Consider the following 20,626-nt stretch of genomic DNA (forward strand, 5'->3'; position numbering starts at 1 on the left):
AATCGAAGACCCAGAAAACGGCTAGGATACCTAACGCCAAGCCAAGTTTTAGGACTAACTTAGATCAACATTGTTGCGCTGGAAGGAGGAATGTGCAGGTGGCTAACTCAGATAAAAAGAAAAAACAGCTAACTTTACCCTAGAGAACTAATCAAATAAGTCTAACCACCCCTAGAAGCAATGTCAAACTTAGGGGAGTAGCGCAACATTATGAGTAAAATACCACGTATCGGTCTGCTCGGTCGCATTCTCATAGCCATAGTGCTAGGGATAGGAGCAGGACACATCATGCCTTTATTTCTCGTTCGCCTTCTAGTGACGTTCAACTCCGTCTTTAGCGAATTTTTGTCTTTCACTATACCTCTGATCATCTTTGCTCTAGTGGCTAGTGCTATCTCCGACGTAGGGCGCAAGGCTGGCCGTATGCTCTTGCTTACTACGGGTATTGCGTACGGCTCGACCGTATTTGCTGGCTATCTAGCTTACTTCACAGGTATATCTGTCTTCCCTCGGTTACTAGAAGCGAATAGTACAGAGAGCCTAAGCGCTACGGCAGAGGGGGTCGCTCCATACTTTACGATACAGATGCCTGCGGTATTTGGAGTGATGACGGCACTGATTCTAGCCTTCATTCTGGGACTTGGTATGGCACATCTAGATAGCCGAGGGCTCAAGTCGGGGATAGATGAACTCAAAGAGATTATATCTAGGCTCATTGGCGGTGTCATCATTCCGCTACTACCTATTTATATATTCGGTATTTTCTCCAGTATGGCATATACAGGCGAGGTTGCCTCGACCATTGAGGTCTTCATACGCATTATTGGTGTGATTTTTCTGCTACATATTATCCTGTTGCTCCTACAGTTTGGGATCGCTGGTATCATCTGCAAGCGTAACCCGCTATCCATGCTACGCAATATGATGCCAGCCTACTTCACTGCCCTCGGCACATGCTCCTCTGCTGCCACGATCCCTGTCACGCTCAAGCAGACCCAACTCAATGGGGTGAGTAGCGAGGTGGCAGGCTTTACGGTTCCTCTGTGCGCCACGATACACCTCTCTGGTAGTACTCTCAAGATAGTGTCTTGTGCTCTTGCGCTCATGATCGCTCGTGGTATTCCTCAAGACCTTGGTCTATTTACCGAGTTTATCCTCATGCTTGGGGTAACGATGATTGCTGCTCCGGGTGTACCGGGTGGCGCCATCATGGCCGCATTGGCGATTATTCAATCCATTTTGGGCTTCGATGCCGAGCAGCAGGCACTCATGATTTCGCTCTACATCACCATGGACAACTTCGGCACAGCCTGCAATGTGACGGGAGATGGGGCTATTGCCCAAGTCGTGGATCAACTCAACAAGAGAGAGATTAGCCCAGCCTAGCGAGGTCGGGCAGCTCAGACAAGCAGTCGATAGTTCGAGGAGATGTGCGTTGGCCATGCAGCCAGTACATCTCCTCGCTTTTTGGTCAGGGCTGTGTGCCAAGGCTAGAGCAGGGCAAGAGCGTTTTTGACTATCTTTGCTCGGACGATATGTTATGGTATGTGATACGCTAGGGGTACCATGGAGCGTTGTAGCCCTAGGGCGTGTCGTTGAGCATACCCACATATAGATGAACCCAAACTCATGAATAGATATAGTCGCCAACTTTTGACCCTCCTGTGGGCTCTTGTACTCACCGTTGCTCCCCTATGGGGGCAGATTGATGTGGAGCATGTGATCTCTATTGGACGCAATGCTCTATACTTCAACGACTATGTTGTGTCGATCGGTTACTTCAACCAAGCTATTGATACACGCCCATGGTTGGCGGATCCGTACTTCTATCGAGCCGTGGCTAAGGTCAATCTAGAAGACTACAAAGGGGCGGAGCAGGACGCTACGCTCTGTCTGGAGCGCAACCCCTTCATCAGTAGAGCCTATCTGCTACGTGGCATTGCACGGCAAAACCTCAACCTCACGACCGAAGCGATCGCAGACTATAAGCAGGGCCTCAAGCTCGCACCAGACAATCTAGGCATGCATCTGAACCTCAGCCTTGCACAAACTCAGCTCAAGCAATACGACGATGCCGAGCGAAGCATAGACGAGCTACTCAGATATTGGGCTAAAAACAAAGATGCCTATACCCTAAGAGCCAACATAGCTCTAGAGAGGGGGGATACTACTCTAGCCCTTAGCCGCATCGAAGAGTCGCTAGCTATAGACTCTCTACAGCCCATGCCCTACAAGATGAAAGCTCAAATCCTAGCCAATCGGGATAACCTGCCCCCGGCCGTCGAGGCTCTAGACAAGGCCATAGACCTCGAGCCGAGAGAAGCCAATCTCTACACGCATAGAGGTATCTTGTATTACAGGCAGAACAAACTCAGAGAAGCGATGAAGGACTACAACCAAGCCCTCGACCTCGACCCTCGCAACAGGGTAGCCCTGCACAACCGTGCCCTGCTGCGTCAGCTTGTCGGCGAGAGCAATCTGGCACTGGAGGACTGGGATAGGATCGTCACGGCAGAGCCCAAAAACTATATAGCACGCTACAATAGAGCACTCCTTGCTCAGAGGCTAGGACAACCCCAGAAAGCACTAACCGACCTAGATGTAGTGCTAGCTCAGTACCCTTCTTTTGCTGAGGGATTTATCTTCCGATCCGAGCTTCGCAAGAAGCTCGGCAATACCAAGGGAGCCGAGCGTGACTACTGGCATGCGTGGGATCTGCACCAGAATAAGGATTACAGAGCTTCGGCTCGTGGGCGAGCGATTCGCAACAAGGACAATCAGACACGTCTGTCGGGCGATGAGAGTATTGACAAGTACAATATGCTCGTAGAAGAGAAGCCAAGCCTAGTGCCAGAGAAGCTACGCTATAGCAGTGCTGCTCGCGGACGAGTACAGGATAGAGAGGTTCAGGTAGAGCCTCAGGGTGCACTCTACCTGACTTACTTTGCGTCAGAAGATCCAGAGGGCAAACCCCAGAGTGGGGCAACCTACCATGCCGACCTGCTCGTACAGTTCAATAGGCGCATAGATCTAGCTCATCCCCTTAGACTACAGAGCCACAATCAGGCTCTAGCCCCCAAACAGATCGAGTGGCTCCGATCCGAGCTCTCTGGCAGAGAGGGAGCAGACGACGCAGGCTACTATCTGCATCGTGGCATCATCTACAGCCTACTACAAGACTATGAGCAGGCGATTACCGACTTCGACCGAGCTGTCTCTAGAGATCCTTCGTTGGCTTTGGCCTATTTCGCTCGCTCGATCGCTAGTCAGAGGCGCAGACTAGTAGAGGTAAGCCGTGGCGCCGAGGCTACAGCTTCGACAGAGGTGTCTGCCTCTCGAGGGCTAGTCACCACAGGCCCGGGCGGACAGATGGTTACCCCAATTGATAAGCCAGCCCTTCGTCCGATCAACACAAGCACCTCTGTGCTCACAGACCTCAATCGGACCATTGAGCTGGCGCCTGAGTTCGCCTACGCCTACTACAATAGAGCTCTTCTCTACGGGCAGACAGGTGAGGTCGAGGCTGCACTGAGGGACTACAATAGAGCCATTGTTCTAGCACCTCGACTGGTCGAGGCCTACTACAATCGTGGCTTGCTCTATCTCTCACAGGGCAAAACCAAGGAGGGGATAGCGGATCTCAGCCAAGCGGGCCAGTGGGGCCTATACGAGGCTTACAACATCATCAAGCGTATGAACCAATAGTCATATATGATATCTCTCAATAATGTAGCCGTGCTATTCGGCGGTTTCACTCTATTCTCTGATGTTTCGTTTGTTGTCGCACCCAAGGAACGCATTGCTTTGGCAGGCAAAAATGGAGCAGGCAAGTCCACAATGCTCAAACTTATTGCAGGTCTGGAAAGCCCTACTATGGGTACAATCAGCTGCACCAAAGGCCTGCGTCTAGGATATTTGCCTCAGGTGATGAAGCATGAAGATGGGCGTACGATCTATCAGGAGTGCGAGCGTGTTTTCGACCACATCACAGAGCTAGATAGAGAAGTTGATGCTCTGGCCGCAGAGATGGCCGAGCGTACAGACTACGATAGCTCAGAGTACAGCGAGTTGATCGACCTCTATGCTCAGCGTAGCGACGAGCTGGCGATGATCAGTGCTGGCAACTATCATGCACTCATCGAGCGTACTTTGCTCGGGCTTGGCTTCGAGCGAGAGGACTTTCATCGTCAGAGCTCGAGCTTCAGCGGTGGGTGGCGTATGCGCATCGAGCTGGCGAAAATTTTGTTGCAGAAGCCAGATGTTTTGCTCCTTGATGAGCCAACCAATCATCTAGATATTGAATCCATTCGTTGGCTAGAGAGATTTATCGCCACAGGGTCTAGTGCACTGCTGCTGATCTCACACGACAAAGCCTTTCTCGATGCAACGACCACACGTACCATCGAGATTGAGCTAGGGCGTGTCCATGACTACAAGACCAACTACTCTCACTACCTACAGCTACGCCAAGAGCGACTAGAGCAGCAGCGCAGGGCTTGGGAAAATCAGCAGAAGTCTATCCAAGAAACAGAAGACTTCATCGAGCGCTTTCGCTACAAGGCGACGAAGGCCGTTCAGGTACAAAGCCGCATCAAACAGCTCGAGAAGATCGAGCGGATCGAGCTGGAGGAGATTGACCGCCGAGCCATGCATTTCCGCTTTATCCCAGCGACCCACTCGGGGGCCTACCCAATCGTTATCGAAGATCTGCGCAAGGATTACGCTAGCCATACCGTATTCTCTGGAGTCAATATGACGATCAAGCGAGGAGAGAAGGTTGCCTTCGTTGGCAAAAATGGCTCCGGCAAGTCTACGCTCATCAAGTGCATCATGCAGCAGGTGCGTGACTATAGTGGCAAGCTAGAGATAGGACATCAAGTCGAAATCGGTTACTTCGCCCAAACGCAGGCCCAAGAGCTGGATAATAATCTCACTGTCTACGAAACCATCGACAGAGAAGCCAAGGGAGAGATACGCACCAAGATTAATGATTTGCTCGGGGCGTTTATGTTTGGTGGAGAGGCGAGCGAGAAGAAAGTGGGAGTACTCAGCGGGGGGGAGCGTGGCCGCTTGGCAATTATAGAGCTCCTGCTCAGGCCAGCCAACTTGCTCATTCTCGACGAACCGACCAACCACCTAGATATTCGCTCCAAGGAGGTACTCAAGGAGGCCATTGAGCGCTTTGATGGTACGGTTATCTTAGTTTCTCACGATAGAGAGTTTCTAGATGGCTTGGTAAGTCGTATCTATGAGTTTAAGCAAGGTAGAGTGACCGAACATATGGGCGGTATCTACGACTGGCTACACCGAAAAGATCAAGACGAAGCACTCCAAAAGAGCAATCCGAGGGCACAGATCACCACTGCAAGCATTCAGGCTACACCTACTTCCACAGCAGGAGCAAAGGATTATCAGCGGCAAAAAGAAGAGTCTAAGCGGCGCCGTGGCCTAGAACGAGAGTTAAAAGAGCTGGAAACTCGTAGTGAGCATATTGATCAGGAACTCAAAACTCTAGAGGAAGAGCTGGCACAAGGCAAGACGCAGGAGTCTCTATTCATGCAGTATGAGGCTCTCAAGGCAGAGCAAAACCAGCTTATGGAGCGCTGGGAGGAACTCGCTCTAGAGCTAGAGTAGGAAACGCCTGCTGTATATTGAGTAGATGAGCTAGCTAGGCGCTAGAACTTTTGCGAGAAATTTCTTAGGAAAGGTTTCTATAATTGGCAAATTATTCCGTTCTTTGCATCAAGGACAATAACAAAATAAAATATATTACTACAATGAAGTATCTAGGTGTTTTCGTGCTACTCATTGGCGCGTTGCTCTTGATTTGGGCTGGGTTTAATCCATCGGACAATAACAATACCATTCTCGGAGTGGGTATCCTATTGGTAATAGGTGGTTATCTGACGCACATCTTCATGATGCGCAAGTCCATCAAGTAGGGCTACTAGTAGATATTGTCTGTATCTCTCGTTGGGCTTTGGCAACCTAGGGATTGTCAGGGCTGGGGGTATTAACCCGCTCAGCTAATCACTTCATCAATTAGGACTTGAAGCGCTCGTTGTAGATTTGGACTAAAACAAATTGGTATGGGGCTGTTGCAAAATCCATTTTGCGGCAGCCCCTATAATGTATTGCAGAATGCATAAAATGCAAGTCAGTAAGGCTGAGGCAATCGAGAGCATACTCAAGTATCCGATCTCAAGCCGATGAGTAAGAACGTCAAAGCGTACTGCAAGCGACTCGGGTAGTTTGCGTATCATGCAGACTACCATATTTCTCATTACGAAGGATACTTAGCCTACGCTGATTGCCTAAATTATCCCCTAACCAAGCAGACAGCTAGTGCAGGTGTCTACTCCCTCGCCTACAATAGAAGGATTGACAATACTTATTGTATGAGTGCAGGGGAACTCGTAACTTAGCAACCGAATACAAAGCTGTGCATTGATCAGGGAAAATAGTTGATTTATGAGCCTCAAAATATGGAGTAAAGGTAATCGTCGGTGGTTCGCACAAGGCTTAGACAAACTGAACGTCTGGGATAAGCGCTACTGCTGGGCTAAGTACGTCATCGTCTTTGTCCTTTTGTCTGTCTATACATTCGTTCTGAGTGAGCCTACTCTGTGGGAGTACACAAGCCTGTTGCGCAGAGAGATGCACATAAAGAATGAGATGGATATCTATAGACCTATCTACGAGGCCGACAGCACGCGCCTGACTAATCTCAAGACAGGCAGAGATAGGGTCGAGCATATAGCAAGAGAGCGATACCTCATGAAATCTCCGGGTGAAGAGATCTACATCATCAAATCGGCAGATATCGAATGAAGCCAGAGTATAAATACCTCTATATCGTAAGTGCTCTAATGCTGCTCACTGGGGCTGCTCTGGGCATGATGCATCATATCGTTTTTGATGCAGTCTACTTACTTGGTGCCCTCGGCTATGGGCTATACTTCATCGTGGCCTCGGATAGCAAGGCCGATATTCGCACTAAGCGCTTGGTGCGTATGAATGTCTTTGCTTCTGTTCTCTTTGTGATCTCCGCTCTAGCCCGCTTCGGACTGCTAGATGCCTACGGTCAGCAATTATGGATACTCTTTCTACTACTTGGCTTAGTGTTTATGCTTTATGCCAATGCCATCTCTATATTTAGGGGAAAGAACGACAAGAAGAATAAAAAATAATGAGTACGAATAATAAGAAACAACAAGTACGTTTGCCTCGGGCTCCAAGGCCTCACTTTACTTTTGAGGTTAGTCTAGAAGAGGAGATCAAACTGCTAGACTTCCTTACTGATCATGCGCTCAAGGATCGGAGCCGTACGACTGTCAAGCAGCTACTACACGACCGCTTTATTTCAGTCAATGAGGAGCCGACGACACAGTTCGACAAGATGCTTAGGCATGGGGATAAGGTAGTTCTACACCCTACGCCCTTGCCTGCTAAGCTATCGCATCCGCTTGTGGATATCCTTTGGCAAGATGATGATCTGGTCATGATTCACAAGGGGGCTGGTATCCCGACAGTATCCAGCGGTATGGAGCGAGATCGTACAGCGATGCAGATTATCTCGGAGCATCTCAAGAAGTTTAACCCTAGAGCTAAGGTTTTCCTACTCAATCGTGTTGATAAGGATAGTGCAGGCTTTGTTCTAATGGCAAAGAGTGCTTCGCTACAAGCCGAGATAACAGAGCGCTGGGAGGAGTACATCTTGTCGCAAACCTTCGCTGTGGCCGTTGAGGGACATCTCAAAGAGCCTGAAGGTTATTTAGCACCACCCTCCGAGAGCAAAGAGTCTATCCAAAAGACTAGACGATCTCCTGCTAGGCGTCAGAGCGAGGGTAGTGATCGGGCTGGCCTAGCACACTATCGTTCCGTAAGCAATACCCCTGTAGGGAGCCTACTAGTCGTAGAGCTCAAGAGCGGGCGTAACAACAGATTGCGCAAACAGTTCGCAGCACTCAAAGCACCTATTTTAGGCGATTGGCGCAACGGTAGCAAGCGCAAAGACATAGGACGTGTTGCTCTAGAAACGATTGCTTTCTGCTTCGTTCACCCTACTACGGGCAAGCGATACGACTTCGATCAGCCTATTCCTGCAGAGTTTCGCAAATGGCTACGGCAGGTAGATAAATAAACAAGCATACTTACAATATTAATGTATTAGATACCACGAAACAATGATGAAACAGCAAAGCATTGGCGTCCTAAGTCGCCGATTGATCTTGAGCCTTGCGCTCCTCTTTGTTGGCTTTGGTATAGCCAAGGCTCAGATCGTATCGGATGCAGTACGATGGTCCCATTCGGTCGAAAAAACTGGTGATACAGAGAGAACCCTCGTGTTCTCAGCCAAAATTGGAGCTGGCTGGCACATGTACTCTACGACTGTGCCCGAGGGCGGACCGCAGCCTACTACTCTATTGGTTGATAAGATCAGCGGAGCACAGCTTGTAGGTAAGCTAACTTCTACGACTGCTCCTATTGAGAAATATGACCAGATGTTTGAGATGCAAATCGGTTACTTTGACAATGCCGTTACATTCAAACAGAAAATCAAGATTACCGATCCAGAGAAGTTTGTCTTCGAAGGAGCTGTGCGCTACATGGTCTGCAACGATAGTCAGTGCCTCCCTCCTACAGGCTATGAGTTTTCTCTGGACAAGTCCGCACTGGGTAATATCTCTATGCCTAAAAAAGAATCAGAGCCTCAAGCTAACGCAACCCCTCAGCCTCTCAAGGACACAGATCCTGTTGAGCCTGCCAGCGAAGCAATGGGAGCTCCTGCCGAGGAAGATACTACTCCTGCCGATACCCAAGCGACAGAGGTAGAAGTTGCCTCTAGCACAGTGCCTATGATCTCCAGCTCTGCTCTATGGGAGCCTGTGATTGATGAGCTCAAAGCATTTGGTGATAAAAGTCATGCTCAAGCCAATTCGTCGCTGTGGATGATCTTCATCTATGGCTTTCTTGGTGGTCTGATTGCCCTGATGACTCCTTGCGTATGGCCAATGATCCCGATGACGGTGAGCTTCTTCCTCAAGCGCACGAAGGATCGTAGCAAGTCGATTCGTGATGCCATTACTTATGGCCTATCAATCATCGTCGTGTACTTAGTGCTAGGTCTTGTGGTAACTGGTATTTTTGGTCCTGCAGCACTCAATGATTTGGCCACTAATGCGGTTTTCAATATCATCTTCTTCTTGCTGCTAGTCTTCTTTGCGATTTCTTTCTTCGGAGCATTCGAGCTAGTACTACCTGCTTCGTGGACGAACAAGATTGATCAAAAGGCTGACAGCACGACTGGTCTGCTGAGCATCTTCTTCATGGCTTTCACGCTTGCCCTTGTATCCTTTAGCTGTACTGGCCCGATCATTGGCACCCTACTGGTACAGGCTGCTTCTATGGGTGATCTACTAGGCCCAGCTGTAGGTATGTTTGGCTTCTCGCTTGCTTTGGCTCTGCCTTTTGCTCTCTTTGCGATTTTCCCAAGTATGCTACAGTCTATGCCCAAGAGTGGTGGTTGGCTCAACTCGGTAAAGGTTGTTCTGGCTTTCTTGGAGCTGGCACTCTCGCTCAAGTTCCTATCTGTAGTAGACCTTGCTTACGGGTGGCATATCCTAGACCGAGAAACATTCCTCGCACTTTGGATCGTTATCTTCGCTCTACTTGGTTTGTATCTATTGGGCAAGATCAATTTCCCACACGACACTCCTAGCGAGAAGACAAGTATACCCGGTCTTTTCTTGGGTATCATCTCACTGGCTTTTGCCGTCTACATGATCCCAGGTCTTTGGGGGGCACCTCTGCGCAGCATTAGCGCTTTCGCTCCTCCGCTCAATACTCAAGACTTCAATCTGTACTCTGGCGAGGTTCACGCGAAGTTCGATGACTACGAGAGCGGTATGGAGTATGCTCGCAAACAGGGTAAGCCTGTCCTAGTAGACTTCTCTGGCTATGGTTGCGTGAACTGCCGAAAGATGGAAGCCTCTGTATGGATCAACGACGAGGTGAAGCGCATTCTTGAACAAGACTACGTCCTCATCACACTTATGGTTGATGACAAGGCTGCACTGCCCGAGATCATCGAAGTAGAGGAGAATGGCCAAAAGGTTAAGCTACGTACCATAGGCGACAAGTGGAGCTATCTACAGCGCCATAAGTTTGGAGCTAATGCTCAGCCATTCTATGTAGCACTCGACCACAACGGTAAGCCACTAAGTCCATCTCGAGCCTACGACGAAGATGTACCTGAGTACATTAAGTGGCTACGTGGTGGTCTAGAGGAATACAAAAATCAGTCTAGGTAATGCATACTAAAGCTGAGAAACTGGAGGCTTTCGGCCGTCTGCTTGATGTTATGGATCGGTTAAGAGCCGAGTGTCCATGGGATAGAGAGCAGACGAACGAAAGTCTTCGGGCTAATACGATTGAGGAAACTTACGAACTCTCGAGTGCTTTGCTGGCTGGCGTCCCTTCTGAAATCAAAAAGGAGCTAGGCGACGTTTTGCTGCACATCGTCTTCTATAGCAAGATTGCTGAGGAACAAGGGCAATTCGATGTGGCTGATGTTTGTCATGCACTCTGCGATAAGTTGATCTACCGCCACCCTCATATCTATGGCAATGTTGAGGCAGAAACAACCGAAGCTGTGCTCAACAACTGGGAGCAGCTCAAGCAGCGTGAGGCTGGTGGCAATAAGACTGTTCTCTCTGGTGTACCGAGTGCTCTGCCTGCTCTGATCAAAGCCTACCGAATTCAAGACAAAGCTCGAGGAGTGGGCTTCGACTGGGAGCAACCAAGCGATGTGTGGGCTAAGGTCATGGAAGAGCTGTCTGAGCTGAGAGAAGCGATAGAGCAAGGTGGTACAAACGAGCAGGAGGACGAGTTTGGTGACTTCCTATTTAGTCTGATCAATGTCTCTCGCCTCTATAAGATTAATCCTGACAATGCTCTAGAGCGGACGAATCAAAAGTTTATTCGTCGCTTCGGCTATCTAGAAGCCAAGGCCAAGGAACGAGGGCTTAATCTCAAAGATATGACCTTGGCTCAGATGGACGTTTTCTGGGAAGAGGCCAAGGCACTAGAAAAGTAATACGATAGACTAACCTCATTTTTATAAAGGGGCTGTGGCAAAATTCACTTTTGCTGCAGCCCCTTTTAGGTGTTTCAGAATACGCGAAATGCAAGGTGCTAAGACTGAGGCCAAAAGTAGCATACTGGAGCATGTGACTGAAGGCGAATGTCGCAAGTAACACAGCAGTTTGCGTATTATGACACACCGCCTTTTCCATACGCCCAAATGCATCACAAGCAAGATCCTCAGCTTAGATTTTCGGGGTTACTCTCTTTAACAATTTTCATCTTGTTTGAATTAGAGATTGGTTCGATTGAGGAAAATTGCTAGACCCCGTATGAGCGCCGTAGAAACGTCTATATTGCGTTCACTGCTGTTGGGGCACTTCACCCTAGCCCTATGGAAANTTCGATTGAGGAAAATTGCTAGACCCCGTATGAGCGCCGTAGAAACGTCTATATTGCGTTCACTGCTGTTGGGGCACTTCACCCTAGCCCTATGGAAATCGTCGCCCTAAATGCATTAATTTTAATCCTCTAGAAAACAGGTATTTATATCATTTTCTTGAGCCATTACACGGCTTCTTGGCTCACTTAAAGCATTTTCTTCCCATCAATCTGCTCCGATTAGTGGACACATCGCAGGGGATTAGTCCACCAATGTCAGAAAATCTTCCCACCAATCTACTGAGAGAGCACCACCAATCTTTACGAACGACCTTTCCATTACACCAAATTTAAGGNGGGATTAGTCCACCAATGTCAGAAAATCTTCCCACCAATCTACTGAGAGAGCACCACCAATCTTTACGAACGACCTTTCCATTACACCAAATTTAAGGTTAAATCATTAACACTCCTTAACTAAAAAGATGAGGATCGCACACCTGACAGTTGATATTAACGTGAGTTCGGTATAAGAATTCCAATCAATCTCCTAAATATAAGGCTGATATACAAATACCAGATGAGCAATATCAAGAAATTTAGAGTGTTTTTAGACTGAAGACTCTAAGGAATGATAATTATTCCGTCATTTTGTCATAACAGAGCATGAACGGACTGTTCTTGCTACAATATAATATGCTTAAAATCAGCTTGTAGAACTTCTTTCGACTCTTATTCTTATACCGAACTCACGTTAAACTCAGAAAAACATAACGAAAGGAGGGACAAACTCATAGAATGGACTTGTGCAATGGCCTCGATATATGAAACACGTCTAATCGAAAAGGGGCAAAATGCCGTGCAACGGTCTCATAATTGTAAGTATTCTATCCTCCTATACAGCTCTTTGGAGAGGCTATTTGGCCTGTTGGGTTAACTACTATTTCCAAATTGAAGGAGCAATTTGGCAGAATTGTAGGGCTAATCCGTTGTGATGTGTCCATCAATCGAGAGAGATTGATGGGGAGAAACTCTATAATTTGGCCTCCATAGCAGATCAAATTGTTTAATGCTTGGTTTTATTGTTTTGATTATTAGCGCTTTGTGTTTTGTCTATTTTAGAGGGGGATTTTCGCTTGTCTGGAGTCAAGTACCCAAACTTGGCCGGACGCAGTGTAGGGCGTCCTAGAGTGCAAATACGAGGTCTGTACTTTTTTGCCTACTCCTCTAGTGGTTTCCCACCAACATTCTGAAAACTGGTCTAGAATATAAATCTCGGCAACTACAGCATGGCTTGGCTAGCTAAGTGTATTGTCTTAATTAGTTCGGAGGCTATCTTTTATTATTCGTTTCTAGCCTATTGTGTCAGGTATTATGATGCTTTTCTAGGGGTTAGCTCATGCTATCTGTGTCGTATTCGTGCGCTTGATTATTGAAAAAGGTAGAGGATATATGAAGTGTCTACCTATATATAGGTATTTTTCTGGCGAAAAACATCGGAATCCAGTAGAATATCACATATATTAGGCATCTTTGTGAGCCGATTTTATCGTGATTTGCTTAAACATTGATTGTTTATAAATTGTTTCCGTGAAAGAACGTTACAAATCCGAAAAGTATTGCGGGAGGAAATAGAGCTTGTAATTAAAAAACAGTATAGTATGTCAAAGTTCAAGAAAGAAGAATTGCTCGATATGTTTCGTAAGATGGAAGACATTCGAAACTTCGACAATAAAATCAATCAGATGGTGCGCCGTGGTCTGGTACCCGGTATGACGCACTTCTCTGTAGGTGAGGAAGCCGCCAACGTAGGGGCCGTATCGGCTCTAGGTGAGGGGGATTTGCTGACGAGTAACCACCGTGGTCACGGACAGAGCGTTGCTATGGGTATGAGCCTCAATGAGATGATGGCAGAGATTATGGGACGTGCCAATGGCTCTTGCAAGGGTAAGGGTGGCTCTATGCATATTGCCGACCTCGATAGAGGTAATCTCGGTGCTAATGGTATCGTAGGTGGTGGTATGGGTATCGCTACAGGTGCCGCTCTGACGCAGAAGATGAAAAACACAGGCAAGGTGGTTATGTGCTGTTTTGGCGATGGCGCAAGCAACGAAGGTGCTTTCCACGAATGTATCAATATGGCAGCTATCTGGAAGCTCCCAGTAGTCTTCTACTGCATCAACAATGGTTATGGTATCTCCACGCCTATCACATCAGTGATGAATACGAAGCATGTCTATGAGCGTGCTGTAGCCTACAATATTCCCGGGCTATTTGTCGAGGACGGCAATGATGTGCTGGCCGTGCGTGAGACTATCGACAAGGCTATGGAGCATGTACGTGCTGGCAATGGCCCTATCCTCGTAGAGGCTGTTACTTATCGCTGGTTTGGGCACTCCACCAGTGACCCCGGCAAGTATCGCACAAAGGAAGAGGTTGATGAGTGGAAGAAGAAGGATCCGATCCTCAAGTTCCGCAACTACCTTGTGGAGAATAAGATCACAGATCACGAAACGCTAGACAAGATCGTGGCAGAGAGTGAGCAGGCGGTAGAGGAGTCTGTTAAGTTCGGTATGGCAGGTGAGCAACCTGCTCCAGAGAGCGCATTCGAAGATATTTTCGCCGAGTAAAATCTCTACGATGAACCTCTGGGATTAGGTCGGTTTATTGACCTTGGTAATCGGGAGGATTTCGTTGACTTGTAGATTTTTACCGAAATAATTAACTTGCAGAAAAAGAAATAATCATCATGATAGAAGGACAAGAAACAAAACTAATGTCGATGCGCGATGCCGTCATTATGGCTATGAGCGAAGAGATGCGCAGAGATGAGAATGTATTCCTAATGGGCGAGGACGTAGGTATCTTCGGTGGTGACTTCGGTACGTCCGTTGGAATGCTTGAGGAGTTTGGCAAGGAACGTGTGCGTGACACTCCAATTAGTGAGAACGCTATCTCTGGCTGTGCCGTAGGTGCCGCCCTTACTGGTATGCGCCCTATCGTAGACGTTACCTTCATGGACTTCATCGTCTATATGATGGACAATATCGTCAATCAAGCAGCTAAGACCCGCTATATGTATGGCGGTAAGGGTTCCGTCCCCGTTGTGTTCCGCTGTGCTGCTGGCTCTGGCGTAGGTTCAGCCGCCCAGCACTCACAGAGCTTGGAGGCTTGGTTCTGTCATATCCCCGGGCTCAAGGTTGTAGCTCCGGGTACACCTGCCGATCTCAAGGGGCTGCTCAAGGCATCAATCCGCGATAATAACCCCGTGATCTTCTTGGAGTACAAAGCCGAGTACAACGTCAAGGGTGAGGTGCCAGTGGATCCCGAGTTTATCATCCCTCTTGGCAAGGCCGAGCTCAAGCGTACGGGTAAGGACGTGACCGTGATTACATACGGTCGTATGCTCCGTCGTGTGCTCGAGGCAGCCGATGCCGCACGTGAGAAGGGCATCGAGGTGGAGGTTGTGGACCTCCGTACCCTAATGCCACTAGACAAGGATACGATCCTAGAGTCTGTGAAGAAGACTGGTCGTGTCTTGCTGGTCAATGATGCTCATAAGACAGGAGGCTTCATCGGCGAGATCTCTGCGATGATTGCCGAGAGTGATGCCTTCGACTACTTGGACGGACGTATCCTGCGTTTGGCTGCAGATGATATCCCTGTCCCCTACAACCACGCTCTAGAAGATGCTATGCTCCCCAAACCCGAGCGCATCCTCAAGTATATCGAGCGTCTGGTTGAGAAGCGTTAGTCATTATTAACTCCTAGGTAGGCACAAGGGTGTATCATAAATCGGTTAATACTACGTTGGTGATATATCCGTGTGCTTGTCTAGTGTAATTTGCAAAAGCTATGAACTGTAAGCTCAATCCATTCTTGGCTTTCGATCGCCAGTGCGCAGAGGCTTTTGACTTCTATGCTCAGGTGTTCGGTGGCGAGGCTAAGATCTTTCGCTTCAGAGAGATGCCCGATGGAGGTCCAGAAACGACTATCCCCGAGGAGTATGCCGACTGTGTGATGTATGCCGAGCTCCCCGTGGGCGACAATGTGCTTATGGGATATGACCATCTCCCCGAGAAGGCGTACACCGATACTAACCAACGCTTGCGTATCGGTACCAATAGCTACATCAGCATCAGCCTAGAGGATCGCTCCGAGGCCGATCGTATCTTCGGAGAGCTGGCCGAGGGAGGCAAGTTTGCCAGTCCTATGCACGATACGTTCTTTGGCTACTTCGGATCTTTGATCGATCGCTTTGGCGTGCAGTGGATGGTTCATGTCGAGGCTATATAGGGCTATTCGGGGCTTTGTTTAGCTCGTTTTCAGTGCCCATTCGTATAGCTCTTTTCGGTGGTTGTATGATCACCGAGGGGGGCTTTGGGTGCAAGGGCTTAGGTTTATCAGCTCGCTTTGCAGATTGCCTCTGGAGGCACAGCCACATTTTATCAATACGTTATATAAGTAAACTCAAAAAATATTTCAATGCGACAAAACATCATTAAGGCGCTAGAGTACTTCTCTACGCTCCAAGGACTTGGTTATAAGCTCATTCGTGTAGCTATCTTGATTATCTTCGTTTGGATCGGCGGGCTCAAATTTGCCAACTACGAGGCCAACGGTATCGTTCACTTCGTGGCTAATAGCCCTCTGATGAGCTTCTTCATGAAGAACGCAAGCAATGAGGTAACTCTAGAAGACGGCCGAGTAGTCAAGGAATATACGCTCAATAAGGTGCCAGAGGGTAAGTACGATGCTGCTAAGAGTGCTTGGCACGAAGAGAATGGTACCTATCTATTCTCTCGTGGACTGGGTATCCTGATCATGATCATCGGTATCTTGGTTTTCTCTGGTATGTTTTGTCCGTACTCTGGTGTCATCGGCGAGCTACTCTGTATCATCATGACGCTTGGGACACTTAGCTTCTTGATTACTACGCCCGAGACTTGGGTGCATGCTTCTCCCGAGGCTTTGGCTGCCGGTGAGTGGGCAGACGGATTCCCCTTCCTCTCTGGCGCCGGTCGTCTAGTGATTAAGGATACTGCTATCTTGGCTGGCGCTGTGGTGCTTCTCTCCGATAGCTCTCGTCAGCTTCTGGCTAGACTGAAGAAGTAGATCTATATCGTAAGAATACTCAATCAACAGTATAATGGAAAATGAGAAACTAAGAGCCACGCCAGCGGCTCGTTCGCTTGCCCACCGAATGGGTATCGAGCTTAACCAGATCGTTGGCTCTGGCTACAAGGGGCGTATTCACCGTGAAGACGTCGCCAACTTTACCTACATTGAGCGTGCAGGAGTTACACCTCTTGCTCGTAAGATCGCCGAGGCGCACAACATCAACGTGGAGGAGCTCAAGGGAACGGGCTTCAGAGGCAAGGTTACTCGTGCCGATGTCTTGGCTGCCGTAGGAGAAACAGGCGAGCCCAATCTGGAGCGTATCTTAGACGCTTTCACCATACCATCTCCCGAGCGTAAGAAGACCAACTTCGCCACTCCGGGTAAGAACGAGGCGCCAGAGATGAAGGCTCCAGCAGCCGCCTCTACCGCAGCCCCCTCTGCTTCAGCAGAGCCCAAGGGCGATGTGGAGATTGTACCCATGAATATGATGCGCCGTGTTATCGCTAAGCGAATGAGCGAGAGCTATTTCTCAGCGCCCACTTTCGTACTCAACTATGAGGTTGATATGGGAGAGGCGTCTAAGCTTCGTGCTCAGCTTATGGAGCCAATCAAGGAGAAGACGGGTAAGAAGCTCACGGTAACAGACATTGTTTCGCTTGCCGTAGTTCGTACACTGATGAATCACCCCTATATTAATGCTTCGCTCTCGCCCGACGGTAGCCAGATTGAGCTGCACAACTACGTTAATCTAGCTATGGCTGTAGGTATGGACGAGGGGCTACTTGTGCCAGTGGTGCACAGAGCTGAGAAGATGGGGCTTACAGAGCTGATGCTTCGTCTGAAGGATATTACCGAGCGTGCCGCAGGCAAGAAGCTAACGCCTGCCGATCAAGAGGGTAGCACATTTACTATCTCTAACCTCGGAATGTATGGAGTGGAGAGCTTTACCTCAATCATCAATCAACCCAACTCGGCGATCCTCTCCATTGCAGGAACGAAGGAGATCCCAGTGGTGCGCAATGGTGAGGTTGTGATCCGCCCGATTATGAAGATGAGTCTGACGAGCGACCACCGTGTGATCAATGGTCTAGCTGCTGCCAAGTTTATGCAGGAGCTCAAGGCTACGCTAGAGAATCCGCTACCTCTATTGGTTTAAGCCGGATCAACTAAACAGTCAAATACAAACAATAGAATAATAGAGAAATGGCAACAGAAATCATTATGCCCAAAATGGGTATTGATATGACCGAAGGCGAGATCGTTCGCTGGGTGAAGCAGGAGGGAGAAGCCGTCAAGAAGGGAGAAGTAATCCTTGAGATCATGACCGATAAGACGAGTGCCGAGGTCGAAGCCGAGGCCGATGGCGTCCTCTTGAAGATTGTACACGGCGATGGTACTACTGTACCTATCGCCGAGGTGATTGGCTTCATCGGTGAGGCTGGCGAGAGTTTGGAAACGGTCCGTACCAAGGACGAAATACTACCAGATGCTCCGGCTCCCGCCCCAAGCGACACGACGGGCAAACTGCCACTCATACGTATGGAAGGTGACTACCATGTAGCTGTGATCGGTGGTGGCCCTGCTGGTTACGTAGCTGCTATCAAGGCAGCTCAGATGGGTGCTAAGGTCGCCATTATTGAGAAGAGTGAGTTTGGCGGTACTTGCCTCAACAAGGGTTGTATCCCCACGAAGACCTTCCTACGCAATGCCGAGATCCTAGAGGGTGTAGCACAGGCTGCTGCTCGTGGTATCAGCTTCAAGGATACTAGCTTCACGGTAGATATGAAGAAGCTCGTAGCCTACAAGGACAGTGTGGTGAAGAAGCTCACTGGCGGTGTTTACTCTTTGCTCAAGAGCAATGGGGTAGAGGTCTTCCGTGGTACGGCTTGCATCAATCAAGATAAGGACGTAGTGATCAACGGCAAGGAGATCATTAAGGCCGATAAGATCATTCTCGCTGGTGGATCTAAGGTTGCCCGCATTCCTATCACAGGTATCGAGCACCCAGCAGTCATGACGAGCGACGACATTCTCAGCCTGCAAGAACAGCCTGCTTCCATGGTTGTGATCGGTGGTGGTGTCATTGGTGTCGAGATGGCTCAAGCCCTCGGCGCTCTCGGTACTAAGGTAACGATCGTTGAGATGGCAGACCGCATCATTCCTGCCCTCGACCGTGAGGTATCCGAAACTCTGCGTGCAGACCTCGAGAAGATGGGCATCACAGTGATGACAGGCAAGTCTATCGACCGCATCGAAGATCGCTCTGGCCGTCTAGCTGCTGTTCTCAAGAGCGGAGAAGTGATTGAGGCCGATAAGGCTCTGCTCTCTATTGGTCGTGTGCCTGACCTAGAGGGTGTAGGCGAGCTAGACCTAGAGATTGAGAAGGGTAAGGTGAAAGTGGACAAGTATATGGAAACAAGCGTCAAGGGTGTTTATGCTCCCGGCGACGTCAATGGTATCAAGATGCTTGCCCACACGGCCTTCCGTATGGCTGAGGTAGCGGCAGAGAACGCGCTGCATGGCAACCACGTAGAGCTCAAACTCCTCTCCGCCCCTTCGGTAGTGTACACTCGCCCAGAGGTGGCTATGGTGGGTCTGACAGAGGATCAAGCCCGTGAACACTATGGTGAGATCCGAGTGGGTAAGTTCCCATTCGTGGCCAATGGTCGTGCGCTAGCTTCTGGCGAAACAACAGGTTTCGTCAAGGTTATCCTAGACAATAAGTACGGCGAAATCCTTGGTATCCACATCATCGGTGCTATGGCTGCCGAGATGATCAGCCAAGCCTCTCTCGTCATGGAGATCGAAGCCACTGCCGAGGAGGTGCTCGCCACGATCTATGGTCACCCAACTTACTCAGAAGCTCTCTACGAAGCGATTGCCGATGCCCTAGGCGTGGCTATCCACCTTCCTGCCAAGAAGAAGTAAGCAACTGGGCTTTCAGCTAATAAGAACCCCTCTTTGAGCTATCTTGTCTCAAGGAGGGTTTTTTTGTGTCCCGATCTGAGGGAAATTTTACTCGAATAGATTAGCGATAACTTTAACCAGAAGACTCACAGCTCCGACGATATTGACCGAAGGCACAGGCTCCATGCGCCGACTTATCGGATTGTAGTGATACTGCACGCCAATCTCTATCGGCCCACTGCCCTCGATGTAGAAGCCGATACCACCGCCTAGTGAGGGCGACCATTGGTTGAGATATGGATGAATGGAGCTGCCCATGATGCCCTGATGTATAGAGGTGTGCGCATTGCCATAGAGATACACGTTCTTCCCTAGAGCATAGTCTAGCCTACCACCTAGATAGTATTGGATGCCATGTAGTCCATGTAGCCCGATTTGCCTTGGAGTAGTGTACCGAGATAACCCCGAATACAGTTGCAAGCGAAGCCGATCGCTCATATTCGCCTGCAGCGAGAGGTGTGGATTCCAGTACTGATACCGTATTTGTTCCCTAAAGGCTACACCTAGATCGATGCGTAGATCTTGCCTCGGCGATATGGATAGCCCCGTGTAGAGCTGATACATCTGCTCCGGTACGGGCTGATAGGGAAAATGTGTATAGCCTAGCATCCCTGAGGCATTGAGCCGAATAAGTGGATTCAGCTGTGTACTCAGATTAATTTGCTTCGCATATAATTTCGTATTCGCATAGCTCAATTCTTCAATTTGCTCAGGGAAGCTCTCTAACCGTAGCCGACCAATCGAGAAAACTCTTCGACTTGTGGCAGGTGGAGCTAGTTTAACCTTGGGGATAGGAGTTAAATCCCCGAGCATGGTAGGGCGAGTGAGTTCGGGTAGCTGTAGCCGAGGTTGGTAGGATTGTGCCTGCGGTTGGATTGAGGCACTTAGCTTGAGCGTAGAGTCTAGGCTGAGCTTGGGGAGCTCAAGTACATCTCTGGCTCTGAAGTTGAGGCTGTCTATGGGTATGATGGAGTGGCTAATCTGGGAGAATAGGACGTCCCTCGGTAGTGAGAAAGAGGAGAGGCAGATTAGGCCTAGGGCATAGATGCGCTGGTGCCGCATAAAGAAGACG

General features: G+C 49.0%; 16 protein-coding genes. 15 read left to right on the forward strand and 1 reads right to left on the reverse strand.

Annotated elements, in window-relative coordinates; all coding sequences use genetic code 11:
• The first annotated feature begins 210 nt into the window (after positions 1-210).
• The 15 genes from HQ41_RS02895 to lpdA all read left to right on the forward strand — a co-directional run bounded on the left by HQ41_RS02895 (position 211) and on the right by lpdA (position 19,515).
• Positions 211-1,386 carry a dicarboxylate/amino acid:cation symporter gene (locus tag HQ41_RS02895; RefSeq protein WP_044187670.1) on the forward strand — a complete coding sequence of 392 codons (1,176 nt, stop codon included), beginning with the start codon at positions 211-213 and terminating at the stop codon, positions 1,384-1,386.
• Positions 1,387-1,629: 243 nt separating this feature from the next.
• On the forward strand, positions 1,630-3,705 hold the full coding sequence (locus HQ41_RS02900; protein ID WP_044187672.1) for a tetratricopeptide repeat protein: 2,076 nt from the start codon (positions 1,630-1,632) through the stop codon (positions 3,703-3,705).
• 6 nt (positions 3,706-3,711) lie between these two features.
• Entirely contained in the window at positions 3,712-5,634 is a 1,923-nt protein-coding gene (abc-f, locus tag HQ41_RS02905) for a ribosomal protection-like ABC-F family protein (protein WP_044187674.1), read from the forward strand.
• A gap of 143 nt (positions 5,635-5,777) precedes the next feature.
• Complete coding sequence (locus HQ41_RS02910) at positions 5,778-5,942, forward strand: hypothetical protein (protein ID WP_235300210.1); 165 nt, start codon at positions 5,778-5,780, stop codon at positions 5,940-5,942.
• A 529-nt stretch (positions 5,943-6,471) separates the two neighbouring features.
• Positions 6,472-6,831, forward strand: coding sequence for a septum formation initiator family protein (locus HQ41_RS02920; protein WP_044187680.1), 360 nt, complete (start codon positions 6,472-6,474; stop codon positions 6,829-6,831).
• Positions 6,828-7,190, forward strand: a complete 363-nt coding sequence (locus HQ41_RS02925; RefSeq protein WP_044187683.1) for a hypothetical protein — start codon at positions 6,828-6,830, stop codon at positions 7,188-7,190. Before HQ41_RS02920 ends, HQ41_RS02925 begins: the two co-directional genes overlap by 4 nt.
• Positions 7,190-8,143, forward strand: coding sequence for a pseudouridine synthase (locus HQ41_RS02930; protein ID WP_044187686.1), 954 nt, complete (start codon positions 7,190-7,192; stop codon positions 8,141-8,143). Before HQ41_RS02925 ends, HQ41_RS02930 begins: the two co-directional genes overlap by 1 nt.
• A 43-nt stretch (positions 8,144-8,186) precedes the next feature.
• Entirely contained in the window at positions 8,187-10,313 is a 2,127-nt protein-coding gene (locus HQ41_RS02935) for a protein-disulfide reductase DsbD (RefSeq protein WP_235316890.1), read from the forward strand.
• Positions 10,313-11,098 carry a nucleoside triphosphate pyrophosphohydrolase gene (mazG, locus tag HQ41_RS02940; protein ID WP_044187692.1) on the forward strand — a complete coding sequence of 262 codons (786 nt, stop codon included), beginning with the start codon at positions 10,313-10,315 and terminating at the stop codon, positions 11,096-11,098. The genes HQ41_RS02935 and mazG overlap by 1 nt, the downstream gene beginning before the upstream one ends.
• Positions 11,099-13,127: 2,029 nt before the next feature.
• Complete coding sequence (locus tag HQ41_RS02945) at positions 13,128-14,096, forward strand: thiamine pyrophosphate-dependent dehydrogenase E1 component subunit alpha (protein WP_044187694.1); 969 nt, start codon at positions 13,128-13,130, stop codon at positions 14,094-14,096.
• A gap of 119 nt (positions 14,097-14,215) precedes the next feature.
• Complete coding sequence (locus HQ41_RS02950) at positions 14,216-15,220, forward strand: alpha-ketoacid dehydrogenase subunit beta (protein WP_044187696.1); 1,005 nt, start codon at positions 14,216-14,218, stop codon at positions 15,218-15,220.
• A 101-nt stretch (positions 15,221-15,321) separates the two neighbouring features.
• On the forward strand, positions 15,322-15,762 hold the full coding sequence (locus tag HQ41_RS02955) for a VOC family protein (protein ID WP_044187699.1): 441 nt from the start codon (positions 15,322-15,324) through the stop codon (positions 15,760-15,762).
• A 189-nt stretch (positions 15,763-15,951) separates the two neighbouring features.
• Positions 15,952-16,581 (forward strand): DUF417 family protein, encoded by a 630-nt coding sequence (locus HQ41_RS02960; protein ID WP_044187702.1) that lies wholly within the window; start codon positions 15,952-15,954, stop codon positions 16,579-16,581.
• Positions 16,582-16,615: 34 nt separating this feature from the next.
• A complete protein-coding gene (locus tag HQ41_RS02965; RefSeq protein ID WP_044187703.1) occupies positions 16,616-17,743 on the forward strand; it encodes a dihydrolipoamide acetyltransferase in 1,128 nt (375 codons plus the stop codon).
• 47 nt (positions 17,744-17,790) lie between these two features.
• The gene (gene lpdA, locus HQ41_RS02970) at positions 17,791-19,515 is read left to right on the forward strand and encodes a dihydrolipoyl dehydrogenase (protein ID WP_044187706.1); all 1,725 of its coding nucleotides are present in this window, start codon (positions 17,791-17,793) and stop codon (positions 19,513-19,515) included.
• Between the two features lie 87 nt (positions 19,516-19,602).
• On the opposite strand, the gene HQ41_RS02975 is transcribed toward lpdA, so the two are convergent.
• Entirely contained in the window at positions 19,603-20,616 is a 1,014-nt protein-coding gene (locus HQ41_RS02975) for a hypothetical protein (protein ID WP_044187710.1), read from the reverse strand.
• Between the last annotated feature and the right edge of the window lie 10 nt (positions 20,617-20,626).

Source organism: Porphyromonas sp. COT-290 OH860, from assembly GCF_000768935.1.
Classification (GTDB): Bacteria; Bacteroidota; Bacteroidia; order Bacteroidales; family Porphyromonadaceae; genus Porphyromonas.